A 17,788-nucleotide genomic window follows, 5' to 3' on the forward strand; every position below is an offset into this window, starting at 1 on the left:
CTTATGTTATCGCTGATCTTGCGATTAATTAAATCGATTTATATTTGCGTCATAATACTATTAATTAGCATGATAACATTTATGTTTTATGGAGAAAGGCATAGATATCTTGAGCCATGCCAGCACTGATCCCCTTAACCTTACTGATTTCCTCTTGGCTTGCTGCTTGTAGCTCTTGTATGCCACCAAATGCCGTCAATAAGTTTTTACGTCTTGTAGGTCCAACACCAGGTATCCCTTCTAAACTCGAATGACGACGTTTTTTATCACGTCGTTTTCTGTGGGTAGTAATTGCAAACCTATGAGCCTCATCTCGAATATGTTGAATGAGATGAAGCGCTGCTGAATCAGGAGGTAATACTACCTCATCTTCTTTAGAACCTATATAAAGGGTTTCCAATCCAGGTTTACGAGTTTCACCCTTAGCCACACCTAATAAAAAGATGTCCACTAAGCCAAGCTCTTTAAGCACTTCTTGCGCTTGAGTAAGCTGACCTTTACCCCCATCGACAAGCAATACATCTGGCGCTGTCATTTCGCCAGATTGCACTCTTTTATAACGCCTTGTCAGTGCTTGTTTCATTGCACCATAATCATCACCAGGCTCTACCCCCTCTATATTAAAAGAGCGATAGCGTTTTTTCTCTGGCCCTTCTGGGCCAAATACAACACAAGAGGCAACAGTAGCTTCACCACTAGAATGACTGATATCAAAACATTCCATTTGTTGAGGCGCTTCTTTTAAGCCTAATAATTTCTGCAGGGCGCTGGCTCGGCTAAAATGATGTTTTTTATCTAATAATCGCGTCTGAAGCCCTTGTTCGGCATTGAGCTTGGCCAAGTCTAACCATCTTGCCCTTTGACCTCTGACATTTGCACTTATTTCCACTTTCTTTTTGCTGGTTTCAAATATGGCCGCGCTTAAGATATCCATATCATTAAATTCATGACTTAATATCAATGATTTAGGTAAGTCTTGTGCTCCACCAATATAAGTTTGAGCAATAAAACTGGTCAGTAATTCACCTTCATTCATCTCAAGTGGCATTTTTGGATAGTAGCTTTTACTACCAACGACCTTGCCTCCTCGAATCATCATGACATGAACACAATGGCCACCGGGTTTAATCAAGGCAGCAAGTACATCGGCTTCACCAGATTGTCCATAAACATATTGCTGTTCTTGAATATGTTTTAACTGGGTAATTTGATCTCGGAGCTCTGCAGCACGTTCAAACTCCATTTCTTGCGCTGCAGCACTCATGTTTTGGCTAATTTCCCCCAGAAGCTCTTGATCCTTACCTTCTAGAAACATTCGTGTATGTCGCACATCATTGGCATAGGCTTGATCCGAAATAAGATCAACACATGGGGCGGAACAACGTTTAATTTGATACTGCAGACAAGGTCTTGAGCGATTAGCGTAGTAACTATCTTCACATTGACGCACTTTAAACACTTTTTGCATGGTCGCTAGACTTTCCCTAACGGCGGTACCGCTTGGAAAAGGGCCAAATAGTTTCCCTTCTCCCGCTTTACCTCCACGGCGAAATAATAAGGCGGGATGCTGATGTTCAGACAACAAAATATAGGGATACGACTTATCATCGCGAAGTAGAATATTGTAAGGCGGACGATGTTGCTTTATCAGAGTTTGCTCTAATAAAAGCGCTTCTGTTTCACTCTTAGTTAAAGTGACTTCAATATCATCAATACGATTTACCAAGGCCATGGTTTTCGTCGTTAGGCCCGTATTTCTAAAGTAACTTGAAACTCGATTTTTTAAGTTTTTGGCTTTACCGACATAAAGCAACTCACCTTTACCGTACATACGGTAAACCCCTGGACGGGTTGTAAGGTTACTAATAAAGTGCTTCGCATCAAATTCGATATGAGTCAAATAAACCTCAAAAGCTAAAATTGTCTTCTAGAACACCTAACTTTACGTTAAATGATGAGGGCCATAATGTATCAAAATTTGCGGGGGATGTTGACCCTTATAAAGGGTCTTTTAAAAAGGGCTTTTGAGAGTCATGAAGAGAAAGTAGACAGCTAGTCTACTGTTCCTACACCCAGTAGATTATGCCGCATGGCTAACCTTGCAAGCTCAACGTCACTTCCAATAGAAAGTTTCTCGAATAAGCGGTAGCGATAAGTATTTACTGTCTTAGCACTCAGATTCAGCTTTTCTGCAATATCTTGCACTTTACGACAATCTACTATCATTTGAGCGATTTGTAATTCTCTATCTGAAAGGCTATCTAATGGAGATTCACCTTCCTCTTTTGACATTTGAGACAGGGCCATTTTCTGAGCGACATCAGAACTGATGTATTTTCCACCTTTGGCGACCTTTTCAATTGCACCTATCATTTCGTCTAGGGCAATTCCTTTGGTAATGTAACCAGAGGCGCCCGCTTCAATCAGCTTGGTGGGGTAAGGGTTATCATCCAAAGCAGAAAGAGCAATAACTTTGGTCTTAGGAAGTACGCGTTTTATTTCTTTGGTTGCACCCAGACCGCCAATGCCTGGCATATGGACATCCATCAACACAATATCCGGTAATTTAGCCTTAGTTTGTAAAACCGCATCTTCACCACTTGATGCACAACCGACAACCTGCAAATTAGGCACATCTTGTAACATGCGGCTGATCCCTGTACTCACTATCTCGTGATCATCAACAATTAATACCTTGAGCACCTAGATTTACCTCTTTCTAACCTATGCAAGCTTTCAATATAAGGGATTCGTTTAACTAATTAAAATTGTTTCGTCAAATTAGTTTAAAAAAACACAAATCAACACAATTGCAACTCGGCTCACTTATATGAAATGCTTATTTTTCAAACAGCTAGCCTAAAAATAACGCGATGTAAATCCCTATTCAGGTAGAGATATGTCAAACCCTTTTTGCTCTAAATCCGCCTGACTTTTAGCTCGATATCTGGCTCTAATTTGTGTGCCTTTTGTTTTTTTAAGGTAATAAAGTAAACAAGCAATATCACCTTCTGGCAAACCCGTTTTTTCAATCAATTCAGGGATTAATTTACTTGTTATATCTTCTTGCTGATTTTCTATTAAAGGAACACTGGGCACTTCAAACACTTGCCCTTGAACAATTAAATCAACAACTTCACTATAGTTTTTTTCAAATGCTGGCCAGGTTTTGGCTTCCTCATCTGATTTAAGGCTGTACCAGCCAGTCGTTGCACCAGCATGATAAACAGCAGGGTGTGACCAAGAAAACTCTAATGGATTCACCCGACATTGGCAGGCTTCTAAATACGCACTTCTAGGGTCATTTAACCCGTAAGCGCTGTAAGCTTTTGCTATTAGCTGTAAAAATTCAGCGATGGTTGGAGGCCAAGCGTAGGTTTCTTTAGATCGCTCTACCGCATAAGCAAGTAAGGGCTCCTTAAAGCCTTTAATCGCAATTGCCCACTCCCTTTTAGCAAGCTTCACTTCATCTGGATTAGCATAAGCAGACGCAAATTTATGAGTATAAACAGCCTTGAAACGCGCAAATAACATATTAACTAAAACACGAGTTTGCTGCTGCGCTTCTTCTTTTGCTTGTTGATTTTGCTCGCTATTACCAGTCTGTGTCGTGGATGTTTGTGAGTGCATCGCTAACTTGTTCTTTAGAGGTTCGAGTATTGTATGAGCTGCCTTGGGTGCCTTCATAAGACGATCGATCCGATTGTTTGTATTGCCATTGGCGTTTTACATATTTAAAAAATTCACTGTTCCAAGTACGTACGTTTTTTCTTTGCTCTTTAATACGTAAAAGGAATTCAGGCAGTAGCTGAGCGGCAAACTGTCGCTGTATACCCGCCTGTGAAATTTGCTCTATGGTGCTTTCTTCTGGTTGCCATTGATCTGGCTGACGCGTTCTTTCTTTTTGCTCTAAGTATAAATCAAAGTCAGATACACCACGTCGTTTATCATCTGAGCCTTTTTGCGCAGAAGGCCAAGAGTTATTTGTAACTCTTGGTAAAGATTCATAACTATTCGAGCGAGTAGTTTGCTCTTTTTTATGAGTAAACTGCATATGAGAACTTGCAAGATTTTTTCTTTGTTTAAACTCTGTAGCACCTGTCATTGACTGACTGTCATTCGTTTTGGCCTGACGCTGCAATCGGTCCAACTTATTTACTAGCTCATCACTTCCATTAGAAGTCTGAGCTAAAACGGGCTTTTGTGCCGCTTCAAAATTATGTGTCGCAGTATGATCAGGCTCTTTTACAGCATGTTGCCCGTCTAACAAAATGGTTAGCTGCTCACCATTACGTTCAAAGCTTAATAATTGATTTGCTTGCAAACTAGATAAAATTCTTTGCAACATAGGCCCAGTCCAAAAAGGTAGCTGGGCTGATAAAGTATTTAAATCAAACACTAATGTTCGATTTGAAAGCATAAAAGCATGTTGCTCTAGGAATGAAATTAAAACAGATTCTTCCAAACCAATTTCTTGGGCAGTACGAAATGAAATGGGTAATATAAAATCGTTATTGGGCATTTGAGTGTTCTACTTCAACCGCGTTTTATCAAACTAGCAGTGTAGCAAACTGACTAATTTGAAGCACTAAAAGGATGCTGCTTTTACAAAATTGAGGCTAAACACTTTTTTGTTACAGAGTGATTAAAGCGTATTGACAGGCATTTATCAGAAATCTATGCTGAAACTGTGCCGTATAGTTTTATTTTTAAAAACCTTATTTATCGGTCCAACTTTGCCAAGGAGAAAGTTGTATGTATACAATTAATATTACTGGTCACCACGTCGACGTCACTCCCGCCTTAAAAGAACACATCAATGAGAAAATGGATAAGTTAGGTAGATTAAGCGATCAAATCACCACTATCCAAGTCACACTCATGCAAGATAACAACGAACAAAAAGCAGAGGCCACCATTCATCTTCCAGGTAAGGAGCTATTTGCCGCTGCCATTTCAGAAAATCGCATGTTCCATGCAATCGACGCCATGACAGATAAGCTTGCAAGACAAATTGATAAGCACAAGACCAGACAGAATGCGAACCACCAAAAACCCATGGTCGCATCCTAATAACTAACCAGACTTTTTTAAGTCCAGCTTCTAAAAACACCGCTTAAAGCGGTGTTTTTTTTTACTCAAACCCTAAAATAAGTGAATAGACATAGTTTTTTAACAAAGTATCACAACGAATTACGCTCAAAGACTTGAGTTTTAAGCTTTGCATCTCCATATTAGCTATATAGATTTGACCTTAATGGAGATCAAGATGCGTTACACAGATACAATTAGTACAAATCAAACTCAAGAAGTCGCAAACAAAACCCTAAGAAACACTTATGGGCTTCTTTCAATAACTCTACTTTTTAGTGCTTTAATGGCGGGTTTGAGCATGTCTCTAAACTTGCCACACCCAGGTATTATCATCACCTTAGTTGGTTTTTATGGTTTGTTATTTATGATCAGCAAATTTCAAAACAGTGCTCTTGGTATTGTTTTAGTTTTTGCTTTAACCGGTTTCATGGGCATAACCATTGGCCCAATCTTAAACGCATACTTAAGCCTGCCTAATGGCACATCTTTGGTAATGAGTGCTTTGGCGTTAACGGGTCTCGCTTTCCTTGGGCTTTCTGCTTATGCACTTATCTCAAAACAAGACTTTAGTTTCTTAAGCGGCTTTTTAACTGTTGGGGTATTCGTACTCATATTTGCCATGATATTAGGCTTCTTTGTGCAAATGCCAGCGCTACAAATCTTCATATCAGCCGGTTTTGCTTTATTTTCAGCCGCTATGATTTTATATCAAACAGGTGAAATTGTTCGTGGTGGTGAAACAAACTACATCATGGCAACTGTAACCTTGTTTATCTCTATTTATAATTTATTTATCAGCCTACTAAGCCTTCTTGGCATGGCAAGAGATGATTAATTTTATCTTATAAGATTATTAGATATAAACTTTAACTAAAGGCCGCTTATGTGGCCTTTAGTTTTTCTATTAATAGACATTACTAGGCACTTACATGCTTTACGCTCTTTTTGTCCATGGCTCCCCTTTCCAAACCAAAGCCTGCCACTCAGCTCTCACTTTTGCTAAAGCAATCACTCAAAGCCAAGAACATGAGCTAAAGGGCGTTTTCTTCTATCAGGATGCGGTCTTGCTAGGTAATAGCTTTATCCAAAATCCAAGAGATGAATTTAATTTGCAAGCTGCATGGCAAAACTTAGCAAAAGAAAATGATTTTGATTTATTCCTTTGCATTGCAGCAGCAGTAAGGCGTGGCGTGATTAGCTCTGATGAAGGAAAGCGCTATGAGCTAGAATCATCAAATTTAGCTCATGGATTCCAACTTGAGGGACTTGGCTCCTTAGTCTCTTTGATGAATGATTGTGATAAAACCATTAGCTTTGTGTGAGGGTAAAATGAGCAACATACTGATACACATTACGTCTTCCCCCTACGCTGGGTTCAAAGTGAAAGAAGCACTAGACCTTGCCATGGTATTAGCCACATTTGAGCAAGAGGTTGATTTAGCCTTCTCAGGTGCTGGCGTATCACTCTTACATCAAGACCAACTACCAGATAACGAAAAAGGCAAAGCACTATTTAAGATGTTAGCAAGTTTTGAGTTCTACGATCTTGATAAGCTTTATATTCCTGCTAAGCAAGCTAGCGCTAAAGAGGTAAAAATATCACCTTTAGCCACACAACTTTCAGAACAAGATTGGGGTAAAATGTTAACCCGATATCAACATACATTTAGGTTTTAAGCATGCCTCGACTTCATCAATTAAACCAAGCACAATACATTGAAAACACAGAAAATGAGCTTAAACAAAGTCTAAATCCCCAAGATGCTCTCATTCTCATCGAAGAGGCAGTATTAAGAACCCTTAATAATGACGCTCTTATAAATTACGCTAAAAGCTTAAACGTAAAAGTTTTCGCACTAGAAGAATATATAGAAAGCTATGGCATCAAAACCAATAAAGTAGAAATCATTACGCCAGACCAATGGTTAGTATTAACGGCAGATTTTGAACAACATACAGCCTGGTAAAAACCATATGAATTCATACGAATCACTATTAGATAATGAAGGCTACCTTATAGACCTTAAAAATTGGTCTGAGGAACTTGCTAGCTACCTCGCCGAACAAGAAGAGATGGAATTAACCCAAGCTCATTGGGAGATTATCTTGCTATTAAGAGACTTCTACCAAGAGTATGAAGTCTCACCAGCCATGAGACCCTTAGTAAAAGCAGTAGGTAAAAAACTAGGTGCAGATAAAGGTAAAAGCATGTATCTCATGCAACTTTTCCCAGGAAGTCCAGCGAAACTTATTGCAAAACTTGCAGGTTTACCTAAACCCGCAAATTGCCTTTAAAAAATACCAGAGCATCATTTCGCGTCGGTATTAAACCAAGATAAGCGCTGTTGAAGCTTTACCACATCACCAATAATTAGAAGGCTTGGGGATTTAACGTCATTATCTATAACAAGCTGAGTAATATCAGCAATGGTTGATGTAAATACCCGCTGCGCATCTGTGGTCCCTTTTTCAACCACAGCTACCGGCATAGATTCTTTCATGCCATGTTGAACCAACTTCTCTGCGGTTTCAGCAAGCCCTGTTAATCCCATATAAATAACGAGAGTTTGGGCAGGATAAACAAGTTCGTTCCAAGGAAGGTCTGTTGACCCATCTTTGAGGTGTCCTGTAACAAAGCGCACAGATTGGGCATAATCACGATGTGTTAATGGGATACCAGCATAAGCGGCACAACCCGCGGCTGCAGTGACACCAGGGATTACCTCAAACGCAACACCAGCATCAACTAACTCTTCAATTTCTTCACCGCCACGCCCAAATATAAAGGGGTCTCCACCCTTTAAGCGAACAACGTTTTTACCTTCATTGGCTTTTTCGCATAGCAGCTTATTAATATCTTCTTGTGGAAGGCTGTGCTTAGATTTCGCCTTGCCTACATACAAGGCTTCAGCAGCTTGCGGAATCAATGCAATAATTTGATCCCCTACAAGACGGTCATATAACACCACATCCGCTTGAGTTAAAACCCTATGAGCCTTCATTGTTAATAGCTCAGGATCTCCAGGGCCACCCCCAACTAAATAAACCTTACCAGTCATATCTCTCTCAAATATTTAGTCAAAAAAAACGCCTCTTATTGAAGAGGCGCCTTTCATTCATTAGTCAACATTCACTAACTATTTAGACACCGCACTCAGTTTTGTTTTGCCGCCCATATATGGAATAAGAACGTCAGGTACATTTACAGAGCCATCTTCATTTTGATAATTTTCTAAAACAGCAACCAATGTTCTACCAACAGCTAAGCCTGAACCATTCAATGTATGTGCCAGTTCCGGACGCCCTGTTTCAGGGTTGCGCCAGCGAGCTTGCATACGACGTGCTTGGAAGTCTCCCATATTAGAACAAGAAGAGATTTCACGGTATTTGCCTTGGCCAGGCAACCAAACTTCAATGTCATAGGTTTTATGGGCTGAGAAACCTAAGTCACCACCACATAAAATGACGGTACGATAGGGTAAGTTTAGCTTCTTCAATATTGCTTCGGCATCCGTAATCAGCTCTTCAAGTACTTGCTCAGAACGGTCTGGACGGCAAACATGAACAAGTTCCACCTTCTCAAATTGATGCTGCCTAATCATGCCACGGGTATCACGACCATAACTACCTGCCTCACTTCTAAAACAAGGCGTATGAGCAACATACTTCTTATGCAGTTCTGCATCATTTAAGATCTCATCACGCACCAAGTTGGTTACAGGCACTTCTGCTGTTGGGATTAGATAAAGGTCGTTATTACCACTTTCTTTGTCGACAGGCACTTTAAACAAATCAGCCTCAAATTTAGGCAGCTGCCCCGTGCCTTTCAAAGAGTGCTCATTTACCAAATAAGGCACATAAACTTCAGTATAGCCATGTTGGTCTGCATGAGTATTAATCATAAACTGAGTTAAGGCACGATGTAGTCGAGCTAGGTCTTGCCTCATCACCGCAAAACGAGAACCCGTTATTTTTACCGCTGCTTCAAAATCCAGCTGCTCTAACGTCTCACCAATATCTACATGATCTTTTGGCTCAAATGAAAATTCACGAACATCACCCCAGCGACGAATCTCAATATTATCATCTTCAGTGGCCCCTTCCGGAACAGACTCATGAGGAATATTGGGAATACTGGCTAGAATCAAGTCCATTTCATGCTGAACAAGTGATAATTGCTCCTTAGCATTAGCAAGGTCATCACCAAGACTTGCTGTTTGAGCTTTTAACTCAGCCGCTTTGTCCTTATCACCACTCTTCATTGCCATGCCAATTTCTTTGGACACAGAGTTACGGGACTGTTGCAGATTTTCAGTTTCGACCTGAATGGATTTACGACGCTCTTCTAAGCCAATAAATGTGGCTACGTCTAGTTCAAAACCTTTTTTCTTGAGACGTAGAGCAACCGCTTCTGGGTCCGCTCTTAATGCTTTAATGTCCAACATTTCTGCAACTCTTTCCTCTATATGTCCAACTATTATGGGTAGGTTTACCCACTCTTTATTAGATCAACTATGAATAAATACTTTTAGGGGGAGTATATTACTACGAAAAACTTGAAATTGAGCAAGAAGATTTCTGATATTCACTAATTAAATCAATCTCGCCACAAAAATTCCAATTAAGCTTGCCATAACACCACAAAAACAGCTTAAAAATAAATAACTAAAGGCACTCAACCAGGCTTGCTGGTTAAGTAATACAACGATCTCTAATGAAAATGTTGAAAAAGTGGTAAACGCACCTAAGAAGCCAACAACCAATAATGGCCGATATGCTTCTAGAAAATGCAAACGCTCAGCCATCATGACAAATAAAACGCCGATAAAAAAACAACCAATAATGTTAATGGAAAACGTCGCCCAAGGAAGAGCTCCTTGATTATATTGAGCGAAGTATTTACTGATAGAAAAGCGACCCATTGCACCCAATGCTCCGCCCAAAGCAACCATTAAATATACACTCATATTTATTTTGATACCTTACTAGCTATGTTTCAATATTGGTTGAGCTGTATCACTCTTCAGCATAAGGAGCGAACGTTTAGAGCAAAGGAGCATTCAATGATCATCATATCGCTTCTTAGTACTCGCTTGATTCTGCGCCTCTAACCAAGCCATTTTTTCTGAGATTTTTTTCTCAAGTCCTCTATCAGTAGGCTGATAAAAAGTATGCCCTTCTAATTCAGGGGGTAAATATGATTCACCGGCAGCAAAGGCATTATCTTCATTATGAGCGTATCGGTAATCTTCTCCATGGCCCATTTCTTTTGCCAATTTCGTTGGTGCATTCCTTAAATGGTTAGGAACATCGTAACTTGGCTGATCAGCCACACTGGACATCGCTTGATTAAAGGCTAAATAAACCGCATTACTTTTGGGCGCACAAGCCAAGTAAACTGCCGCTTGAGCAATCGCCCTATTCCCCTCACCAGGACCAACTCGATGAAACACATCCCATGCATTTAAAGCAATTTGAAGGGCTCTCGGGTCTGCATTGCCAACATCTTCTGAAGCGATAGCCAATAAACGCCTAGCAATGTAAAGGGGATCACAACCGCCATCCAACATGCGAGCCATCCAATAAAGAGCGCCATCTGCCGAAGATCCTCGAACAGATTTATGAAAAGCAGAAATTTGATCATAAAAAGCATCCCCCCCTTTATCAAAAGCACGATAAGACTGACCTAGCACATCAATTAACTGTGCTTCGGTCACCTGCTGAAAGTCACCTTCTTGAGAGGACATATCAACCAAGACTTCAAGCAGATTGAGTGAGCGTCTCACATCACCGTCGGCGGCATGGGCAATGGCATCAATAAAACGCGCTTCGATTTGGATATTTTCTTTGCCATAACCATGCTCAGAATCATTTAAGGCACGCTCTAAACCCGTTCGAATAATGTCTTGCGATGGTTTTTTTAAACTATAAACCCTAGCTCTTGAGAGTAAGGCTGAATTTAATTCAAAGGCAGGGTTTTCAGTTGTTGCACCAATAAATAAAAAAGTGCCATCTTCAATAAAAGGTAAAAACGCATCTTGCTGAGACTTATTAAACCTATGCACCTCATCAACAAAAAGCACCGTTTGCCCAGCATTCATCATTTTATGCTGCTTGGCTTGCTCTACCGCTGCTCTAATGTCTTTGACACCAGACATCACCGCCGATAACTCTAAAAAATGAGCCTGTAACTGATGAGATAATAATTTGGCAAACGTTGTTTTACCAACCCCAGGTGCCCCCCAGAGTATAAAGGAATGACAACGCCCCGTTTCTATCATGCGTTTAAGCGGTTTACCTTCACCTACAAGGTGCTCTTGACCAAGATAATCTGAAAGTTGCCTTGGGCGCATACGAGCCGCTAACGGCTCATAAAGATCCCATTGACTCTCAAATAAATCCTGCATTAAGCACCTTCTTTTATTAGGCCAGACTCAACAATCAGATCCACTTCAGCAGGTAAGTCCACTTGAAAATTACCATCAGCAACACCATCGTGTGATTCCACATTTTTAAACTCAATCACAGTCGTCTGCCCTAAGCTATCTTGAATACTCATCGCTTCAATGGCATTTTGTCTAAAGGACAGGGTAAGTGTCGAAAATAAGTCAACCTCTTCCTTTGGTTCAAGTCGAAACCTCTGCTCTCCCAGTTGAGAGATATTGTAATGGGGCAAGACTTCATTAGCAGGCTGACCTAGAAGTGCTGCAGGAGAATTCCCCAAAGCCCCTTCTAAAGGCTTTTGAGTTGCTTGCTCAAGGTCAACATCCCATATTGTAATCCACTCACCATTGGATATGATACGTTGTGGAAACGGGGTAATTGTATCCCAGACAAATCGATTGGGTTCTGCCAATAAAAAAACACCTTCGTTTGCTTGCAGTTGCTCGCCCTGCTCATCATAGGTCACTTGTCTAAATTCACCCTCAATATTACGGTTCGTTTCTAATAATTGAGTTAACAATTCAGTTGCAGCCATACTATTTATTGAAAAAAGGATCGCTAATAACACCACTATTTTTTGCATCATTTAATCTTCTACTTAAACCTATTAAACCTTATTCTGGTATGAGAACTTCTCTTTGCCCATTAGTTCCCATTGAACTTACCAGACCAGCAGCCTCCATTGCTTCAACCAAGTTAGCTGCTCTGTTATAACCTATTTTCAACCGTCGTTGAATCGATGAAATCGACGCTTTACGTGTTTCTATCACTATGGCGACTGCTTCATCATAAAGCGCATCCTTATCTTCAGAACCAGCATCCGACATTAAGTCTTCTGGATTAACCACTACATCAGAAATATATTGAGGTTCTCCGCGCTTTTTCCATTCTTCAACCACAGCATGCACTTCTTCATCCGATACAAAGGCGCCATGCACACGAATTGGTGTTGGCAAACCAGCAGGCAAATAAAGCATATCTCCTTGCCCTAATAACTGATCAGCCCCACCTTGATCCAAAATAGTTCTAGAGTCTATTTTTGAAGACACCTGGAATGCCATACGTGTGGGCACATTCGCCTTAATTAAACCGGTTATCACATCAACCGAAGGCCTTTGTGTTGCTAATATTAAATGAATCCCTGCCGCTCTCGCCTTTTGTGCAATTCGAGCAATTAGCTCTTCCACTTTTTTACCCACTATCATCATCATGTCGGCAAATTCATCCACCACGATGACAATATAAGGTAAAGGCTCTAGCAAAGGTACACTTCGGGCAACCCCTTCTTGCGAGAACATGGCATCATGCTCAGGCTGCCATAATGGGTCCTCAAGAGGTTGGCCAGCATCAATCGCTTCCCTAACTTTTTTGTTAAAGCCAGCTAAGTTTCTTACCCCTAACTTAGACATGAGTTTGTAGCGCCGCTCCATTTCATCGACAGACCACCTAAGCCCATTCGCAGCATCTTTCATATCCGTTATAACAGGTGTAAGTAAATGAGGGATCCCTTCATAAATTGAAAGCTCAAGCATTTTAGGATCAACCATGATCATTCTGACCTGATCGGGCGATGATTTGAGCAACATACTCATAATCATAGAATTAACCCCTACCGACTTACCAGAACCCGTTGTACCAGCGACAAGCAAGTGCGGCATTTTAGCCAAATCAACCACAACAGGCTCGCCAGAAATATCATGTCCCAAAGAGATTGTTAAAGGTGATGTGGCATTATCGTAAATATCACAATTAATCACCTCACTGAAGTAAACGATATCCCTTACATCATTAGGAATTTCTATCCCTATGGTCGATTTACCAGCAATAACCTCAACCACCCTAACACTCATAACACTTAAAGAGCGTGCCAAATCTTTCGCAAGATTAGTGATACGAGATACTTTAACCCCAGGCGCAGGCTGTATTTCAAAGCGAGTTATGACAGGGCCAGGATTAACTTCAACTACCTCAACCTTTACACCAAAATCAGCCAATCGCTGCTCTAAGAGTGCAGATAGTGAAAGCAGCTGCTCTTCAGAATAACCTCCTTTTTTAGGTTGCGGCTGAGTGAGCACACTCCTATCAGGTAATGAGTATTCAACAATTGGCTCTTTATGCTGACTTGTTGGATCCTGACTAGCTAGCTTATCGAGCTGTTTTGCCTCTGATAAGGTCTTTACAGCAGGTTTACTATGATTTAATTCTGAAAGTGAATCCAGAGAACCTTCAACAGGGGATTTACTAAGTGTATTTTTTTGTACAGCAGATAAAAGCTGACTTTCCTGAGACCCTAAATCAAACTTTTCTTGTGCATCAACTTTCTGCACTTCAGCTTCTTTACTATCAGAAAAATCATCACTTAAGGGGCGACTAGGTGAATCAGCCAAAGAGCTAGGTTTAGAGGCCTTATCAACACCCGAATCTGAAGTTAAATTTGGCTCATCCTCAATATATAAGGTGTCACTAAACGCCAAATCAACATTATCAACGGCAATATCATCAAACGAGTCAAAACTAGGCTCTTCTTTTTGTTTATTCGCCGGTGCTTTTATTGCGCCTGTTGAAGCAAGCTCTTGCTTACCTTCACCAGTGGGTTCATTTGCCTGTAACTTTTGAAAAGGCGAAGTCAAAGCCAACTTTAACTTACTAAGTTTTGAAGGTGGGCGCTCTGGCAAATCATCTTGTTCTTCACTTTCATCCAGTGAATGCTTTGATGTCTTAGCTAATGAGGACGTTTCCTGATCAGATTCATTGAAATTAAGTTTGATTTTCTTTTGTTTTCGTTTATAGGCAGGCTCTTCAAACTCATCTTCCTCTTGCAGCTCAAAAACTTCATCAATACTAGCTTTATTTTTAAAATGCTTTGCTTTGCGACTAATTGCATTTAATCGCTTAAGAGTAAAAGCCCCTAGACTTTCAAAAATCACAGGCCAATGTGCTTGGCTAATTAATGTAAAAGACAGTACAAATAAAGCCAAACTCACTAATGTCGTGCCATCATAGCCAATCCAACGAAATAAAAGCCCCCCTAAAGCCTTACCTAAAATGCCACCATGACCATATTGAAGATTGTCATATCCAATAGAATGTAAAAAACAAAGCGCGGCACCAGCACATAAATACAACAACCACCCAACTGTCATCAAAGAAGCATTGGTAATTGCCTGAAAATGGTTTGAATTACGCCACCAAACAAAAGCACTTAGAAGGAAAATAAAAGGAAAAGATACAAAAAGGGAACCAAAAAAAGCTGAAAGCAGATCCGCTAAAGTGGCACCTATTGCTCCCATTGAGTTTTGAACAGGTGCGCCAGTGCCAGAATAAAACCAACCGGCATCATTAGCATCATAAGAAAAAGTAGCAAAACAAAAAAAGGTAAATAGCAACAAGGCGATTATAACAACACCCTGTTTTGTAAAAGCAGTTATAACAGGTGATCGTACCGACTCACTCATACTCGTTATCCATTCTAAAAGATTTTAATTACATAAACCCATTCAAATAATCTCATATTCAGAATGTTATCGGCAGGATTTTAAAAGACTAAACAATGAAATAAAAATTGTAGGTATTTAAGAAAGGACTAGCTTAACATAAAAAAAGCCAACCCGAAGGGTTGGCTTTTTGGATTTCTTTACTAAGAATTACTTATAGTAAGTAGGTCTTAGAAAGAAGCTTTAGCACCTACTGCAGTGCTATCACCCCAGTCTTTACCATAATGCTCGACATAATACTCTAGATCACCAGCAGTATATGAAGCATATACATATAAACCATCTAGCTCTTCATCAACAACACCATCTGTTTCTGACTCGTAAGAAGTGTATTCAATGTTCAAAGTAGTTGCATCTGTAGGTGTCATTTCAACACTTACAGCTACTGCTTCTTCTTCAAGCTCAGCTCCAGTCTCACCTGTACCATAAGTAACAGCAAAAGTAGTGCTACCAACATCCATTGAGTAGCCAACGTTAATTGCATTTGCATCACCTACAGAACCACCTGAAATACCGAATGTTCCAGCACCCAAATCTGCAATGTAAGACAATGTAACACCAACTTCAGAATCTATTGCGTCTGATGCTTCAACTGCAAGTGAAGTGTCAGTTGCTGCTTCTTCATCAGTACCATCTTGACCTTCAGTTGCTTCAATAGCTACTGTAAGTTCATCAGTAATTGAATAACGAATTGCTGTATCATCAGTATCTGTTGTATCAATAATATCGATACCAGAGTTCTCATTTACACCTAGGGCAGCAGCATCAGACAATGTACCGTCAAAACGACCAAACTGAACAGCACCTTGTGTTACATATGCTTTTTCTAAACCGATGTTTACAGTTTCATCAGAATTAGCATCGCCAGCCATTTCAATTTCAATGTAAACTACACCAGTATCGATCGCTAGCTCAAGTTCAGCCGGATCAGTACCACTAGCTGTATCAGCAGCATTTTCATCTTCGTCACCATAAACGGTGTAAGAAACACCAGCTTCACCAGAAAAAACTGGTTCTGCTGCAAAAGTCGTTGTAGAAACAGCAGCTGCAACAGCAGATACTGCAAAGATAGAAGCAAGTTTAATCGCTTTCATTCAAGATTCCCCTTTATATTATATTTTTGGCTTTTAGACCTTTCGAAAGGCTTTAAATAACCTATCGAAGAAACGCTGAAAAATCAACGACTCTGAAATACTAAAACCCGTCAGTGTCATTTTTATGACAGTTAGTTCAAAAAAGTCAACCGTCATCTCGCCAAGGTAAATTCCCTTAACTCGAATTTGACGCCATTTAAGACTGGGTTGATTAAAACCAAGTTTTCCTTTGTAGGTCAAGCATTCATCAACATTTTTTTCTTATTTTTTGCATTTTTTATGTTTTATTCGACTTAAGCTAAAAAATCCTCAAGATTTTCTCTATTTTGCCGATAAAAAATGAATAAATTAAAATTTCAATCAAGAAAACAAAAATTAACAATCAAACAGAAAATAGCCTGATAATGAGCCTAGAAAAGCAGCTTTTAATTTTATCTGAAGACATTTATGAGCTTCCAAATCCTCAACTTGCACTAGATGACCCAGAGGGACTTTCTGCTATTGGAGGTGACTTAACAACTGAGCGCCTAATTCATCTATATCAACATGGATTTTTTCCTTGGTACAGTGATGCTGACCCAATTTTATGGTGGCACCCAGCTCAAAGATGTCAACTACTACCCTATGAATTTCATTTATCCAAATCTTTAAAAAAACACACGAAAAGGTTTTCTGGATCGATAAAAATCAACACGGCCTTTCATGAAACAATCCAATACTGCCGACAACAACGACAGGAAATGGAAGGCACTTGGATCTCTAATGATATTCAGCAAGCCTTTACACTTCTTCACAAACTAGGATTCGCCCACTCAATTGAGGTCTGGAAAGACGAAAGCTTAATTGGAGGCCTATACGGAATTGCCTTGGGTGAGTTCTTTTTTGGTGAATCGATGTTTTCTCTAGAGGCTAATGCGTCCAAGCTTGCCCTTCATAGCCTCTGTCTAAACGCAGATATTCTCGGTATTAAATATATTGACTGCCAAGTAGAATCAGATCACCTAATGTCTTTAGGTGCTAGGTTAATTCCCCGAAATGACTTTATCCAGCAATTAAAACAAGCAATACCTACCAAGTGTAAAAATACAGAGCTCCTAAAAATCGACCAATTAAACTTCAAAGTTGAATAATTCGATTAAAAAATCGGTTTAAATATTTATTTTATTGCTTGTTTTAGAGAAGCGTTTGCCTAATTGGCAATTTTTAGGCAAAATATGCGCGATTTATTTTAGGCGTATTTCCTAGTATTTATTTAAACTAAGCAAATACTGTCGAATTAAACTTCGCCTAAACAGGTGAGACATCAAAAGTTCAGACCTGTAGTCGTTCTGCAAAAGTGCATGATTAATGACTTTAAGCTTGGACGAACTAAAAAACTTATAACACCATAGGACACATATTGTGGCAAAAGAAGAAAGCATAGAAATGGAAGGCACTATCATTGATACACTGCCTAATACCATGTTTCGCGTAGAACTTGAAAACGGACACGTAGTGACAGCTCATATCTCTGGAAAAATGAGAAAGAACTACATTCGTATTCTTACTGGCGATAAAGTAAAAGTAGAACTAACACCTTACGATCTATCTAAAGGTCGTATCGTTTATCGTTCTCGCTAATTTCAAGCCAGCAAGACATAAAAAAACCGAACTTAGTTCGGT

19 protein-coding genes are annotated in these 17,788 nt (G+C 39.9%); 8 read left to right on the plus strand and 11 right to left on the minus strand.

Going from position 1 to position 17,788, the window contains the following annotated elements; genetic code table 11:
• Positions 1–79: 79 nt before the first annotated feature.
• The 4 genes from uvrC to MED121_RS18665 all read right to left on the minus strand — a co-directional run bounded on the left by uvrC (position 80) and on the right by MED121_RS18665 (position 4,522).
• Positions 80–1,900: an excinuclease ABC subunit UvrC gene (gene uvrC / locus MED121_RS18650; protein ID WP_009835315.1), complete on the minus strand. Its 1,821-nt coding sequence runs from the start codon at positions 1,898–1,900 to the stop codon at positions 80–82.
• Positions 1,901–2,052: 152 nt separating this feature from the next.
• Positions 2,053–2,703, minus strand: a complete 651-nt coding sequence (uvrY, locus tag MED121_RS18655; protein WP_036181221.1) for a UvrY/SirA/GacA family response regulator transcription factor — start codon at positions 2,701–2,703, stop codon at positions 2,053–2,055.
• A 180-nt stretch (positions 2,704–2,883) separates the two neighbouring features.
• On the minus strand, positions 2,884–3,630 hold the full coding sequence (locus MED121_RS18660) for a replication protein P (protein ID WP_009835318.1): 747 nt from the start codon (positions 3,628–3,630) through the stop codon (positions 2,884–2,886).
• The gene (locus tag MED121_RS18665; protein ID WP_009835319.1) at positions 3,596–4,522 is read right to left on the minus strand and encodes a DnaT-like ssDNA-binding domain-containing protein; all 927 of its coding nucleotides are present in this window, start codon (positions 4,520–4,522) and stop codon (positions 3,596–3,598) included. Before MED121_RS18665 ends, MED121_RS18660 begins: the two co-directional genes overlap by 35 nt.
• Positions 4,523–4,755: 233 nt before the next feature.
• On the opposite strand from MED121_RS18665, the gene raiA reads away from it, so the two are divergent.
• The 6 genes from raiA to MED121_RS18695 all read left to right on the plus strand — a co-directional run bounded on the left by raiA (position 4,756) and on the right by MED121_RS18695 (position 7,389).
• Positions 4,756–5,073 carry a ribosome-associated translation inhibitor RaiA gene (gene raiA, locus MED121_RS18670; protein ID WP_009835320.1) on the plus strand — a complete coding sequence of 106 codons (318 nt, stop codon included), beginning with the start codon at positions 4,756–4,758 and terminating at the stop codon, positions 5,071–5,073.
• Positions 5,074–5,269: 196 nt separating this feature from the next.
• Entirely contained in the window at positions 5,270–5,929 is a 660-nt protein-coding gene (locus tag MED121_RS18675) for a Bax inhibitor-1/YccA family protein (RefSeq protein WP_036181222.1), read from the plus strand.
• Between the two features lie 94 nt (positions 5,930–6,023).
• Positions 6,024–6,416, plus strand: coding sequence for a sulfurtransferase complex subunit TusD (gene tusD / locus MED121_RS18680; protein ID WP_009835322.1), 393 nt, complete (start codon positions 6,024–6,026; stop codon positions 6,414–6,416).
• Between the two features lie 7 nt (positions 6,417–6,423).
• On the plus strand, positions 6,424–6,771 hold the full coding sequence (locus MED121_RS18685) for a DsrE family protein (protein WP_036181327.1): 348 nt from the start codon (positions 6,424–6,426) through the stop codon (positions 6,769–6,771).
• Positions 6,772–6,773: 2 nt separating this feature from the next.
• A complete protein-coding gene (locus MED121_RS18690; RefSeq protein ID WP_009835324.1) occupies positions 6,774–7,061 on the plus strand; it encodes a DsrH/TusB family sulfur metabolism protein in 288 nt (95 codons plus the stop codon).
• Between the two features lie 7 nt (positions 7,062–7,068).
• Complete coding sequence (locus MED121_RS18695) at positions 7,069–7,389, plus strand: TusE/DsrC/DsvC family sulfur relay protein (protein WP_009835325.1); 321 nt, start codon at positions 7,069–7,071, stop codon at positions 7,387–7,389.
• A 14-nt stretch (positions 7,390–7,403) separates the two neighbouring features.
• Here the strand turns inward: MED121_RS18695 and cobA are convergent, their stop codons facing one another.
• The 7 genes from cobA to MED121_RS18730 all read right to left on the minus strand — a co-directional run bounded on the left by cobA (position 7,404) and on the right by MED121_RS18730 (position 16,126).
• The gene (gene cobA, locus MED121_RS18700) at positions 7,404–8,153 is read right to left on the minus strand and encodes a uroporphyrinogen-III C-methyltransferase (RefSeq protein WP_009835326.1); all 750 of its coding nucleotides are present in this window, start codon (positions 8,151–8,153) and stop codon (positions 7,404–7,406) included.
• Between the two features lie 78 nt (positions 8,154–8,231).
• The gene (serS, locus tag MED121_RS18705; protein ID WP_009835327.1) at positions 8,232–9,539 is read right to left on the minus strand and encodes a serine--tRNA ligase; all 1,308 of its coding nucleotides are present in this window, start codon (positions 9,537–9,539) and stop codon (positions 8,232–8,234) included.
• A gap of 147 nt (positions 9,540–9,686) precedes the next feature.
• Positions 9,687–10,061, minus strand: a complete 375-nt coding sequence (crcB, locus tag MED121_RS18710; RefSeq protein ID WP_116371671.1) for a fluoride efflux transporter CrcB — start codon at positions 10,059–10,061, stop codon at positions 9,687–9,689.
• A 93-nt stretch (positions 10,062–10,154) separates the two neighbouring features.
• Positions 10,155–11,501 (minus strand): replication-associated recombination protein A, encoded by a 1,347-nt coding sequence (locus MED121_RS18715; RefSeq protein ID WP_009835329.1) that lies wholly within the window; start codon positions 11,499–11,501, stop codon positions 10,155–10,157.
• Positions 11,501–12,124: an outer membrane lipoprotein chaperone LolA gene (gene lolA, locus MED121_RS18720; RefSeq protein ID WP_009835330.1), complete on the minus strand. Its 624-nt coding sequence runs from the start codon at positions 12,122–12,124 to the stop codon at positions 11,501–11,503. Before lolA ends, MED121_RS18715 begins: the two co-directional genes overlap by 1 nt.
• A 28-nt stretch (positions 12,125–12,152) precedes the next feature.
• The gene (locus tag MED121_RS18725) at positions 12,153–14,993 is read right to left on the minus strand and encodes a DNA translocase FtsK (RefSeq protein ID WP_009835331.1); all 2,841 of its coding nucleotides are present in this window, start codon (positions 14,991–14,993) and stop codon (positions 12,153–12,155) included.
• Between the two features lie 209 nt (positions 14,994–15,202).
• Positions 15,203–16,126: a hypothetical protein gene (locus tag MED121_RS18730; protein WP_009835332.1), complete on the minus strand. Its 924-nt coding sequence runs from the start codon at positions 16,124–16,126 to the stop codon at positions 15,203–15,205.
• A 404-nt stretch (positions 16,127–16,530) separates the two neighbouring features.
• On the opposite strand from MED121_RS18730, the gene aat reads away from it, so the two are divergent.
• Both aat and infA read left to right on the plus strand, forming a co-directional pair.
• Entirely contained in the window at positions 16,531–17,256 is a 726-nt protein-coding gene (gene aat / locus MED121_RS18735) for a leucyl/phenylalanyl-tRNA--protein transferase (protein WP_009835334.1), read from the plus strand.
• A gap of 271 nt (positions 17,257–17,527) precedes the next feature.
• Positions 17,528–17,746 carry a translation initiation factor IF-1 gene (gene infA / locus MED121_RS18740; protein WP_009835335.1) on the plus strand — a complete coding sequence of 73 codons (219 nt, stop codon included), beginning with the start codon at positions 17,528–17,530 and terminating at the stop codon, positions 17,744–17,746.
• Positions 17,747–17,788 lie beyond the last annotated feature (42 nt).

Origin of the sequence: Marinomonas sp. MED121, assembly GCF_000153025.1 — a bacterium.
Classification (GTDB): Bacteria; Pseudomonadota; Gammaproteobacteria; order Pseudomonadales; family Marinomonadaceae; genus Marinomonas.

Excerpts from the sequence above, each read along its gene's own strand:
- serS (WP_009835327.1), bottom strand. The coding sequence starts at position 9,539 with ATGTTGGACATTAAAGCATTAAGAGCGGACCCAGAAGCGGTTGCTCTA.
- MED121_RS18715 (WP_009835329.1), bottom strand. The coding sequence starts at position 11,501 with ATGCAGGATTTATTTGAGAGTCAATGGGATCTTTATGAGCCGTTAGCG.
- MED121_RS18725 (WP_009835331.1), bottom strand. The coding sequence starts at position 14,993 with ATGAGTGAGTCGGTACGATCACCTGTTATAACTGCTTTTACAAAACAG.
- cobA (WP_009835326.1), bottom strand. The coding sequence starts at position 8,153 with ATGACTGGTAAGGTTTATTTAGTTGGGGGTGGCCCTGGAGATCCTGAG.
- lolA (WP_009835330.1), bottom strand. The coding sequence starts at position 12,124 with ATGATGCAAAAAATAGTGGTGTTATTAGCGATCCTTTTTTCAATAAAT.
- MED121_RS18730 (WP_009835332.1), bottom strand. The coding sequence starts at position 16,126 with ATGAAAGCGATTAAACTTGCTTCTATCTTTGCAGTATCTGCTGTTGCA.
- MED121_RS18690 (WP_009835324.1), top strand. The coding sequence starts at position 6,774 with ATGCCTCGACTTCATCAATTAAACCAAGCACAATACATTGAAAACACA.
- raiA (WP_009835320.1), top strand. The coding sequence starts at position 4,756 with ATGTATACAATTAATATTACTGGTCACCACGTCGACGTCACTCCCGCC.
- MED121_RS18660 (WP_009835318.1), bottom strand. The coding sequence starts at position 3,630 with ATGCACTCACAAACATCCACGACACAGACTGGTAATAGCGAGCAAAAT.
- MED121_RS18665 (WP_009835319.1), bottom strand. The coding sequence starts at position 4,522 with ATGCCCAATAACGATTTTATATTACCCATTTCATTTCGTACTGCCCAA.
- MED121_RS18695 (WP_009835325.1), top strand. The coding sequence starts at position 7,069 with ATGAATTCATACGAATCACTATTAGATAATGAAGGCTACCTTATAGAC.
- MED121_RS18675 (WP_036181222.1), top strand. The coding sequence starts at position 5,270 with ATGCGTTACACAGATACAATTAGTACAAATCAAACTCAAGAAGTCGCA.
- crcB (WP_116371671.1), bottom strand. The coding sequence starts at position 10,061 with ATGAGTGTATATTTAATGGTTGCTTTGGGCGGAGCATTGGGTGCAATG.
- tusD (WP_009835322.1), top strand. The coding sequence starts at position 6,024 with ATGCTTTACGCTCTTTTTGTCCATGGCTCCCCTTTCCAAACCAAAGCC.
- MED121_RS18685 (WP_036181327.1), top strand. The coding sequence starts at position 6,424 with ATGAGCAACATACTGATACACATTACGTCTTCCCCCTACGCTGGGTTC.
- aat (WP_009835334.1), top strand. The coding sequence starts at position 16,531 with ATGAGCCTAGAAAAGCAGCTTTTAATTTTATCTGAAGACATTTATGAG.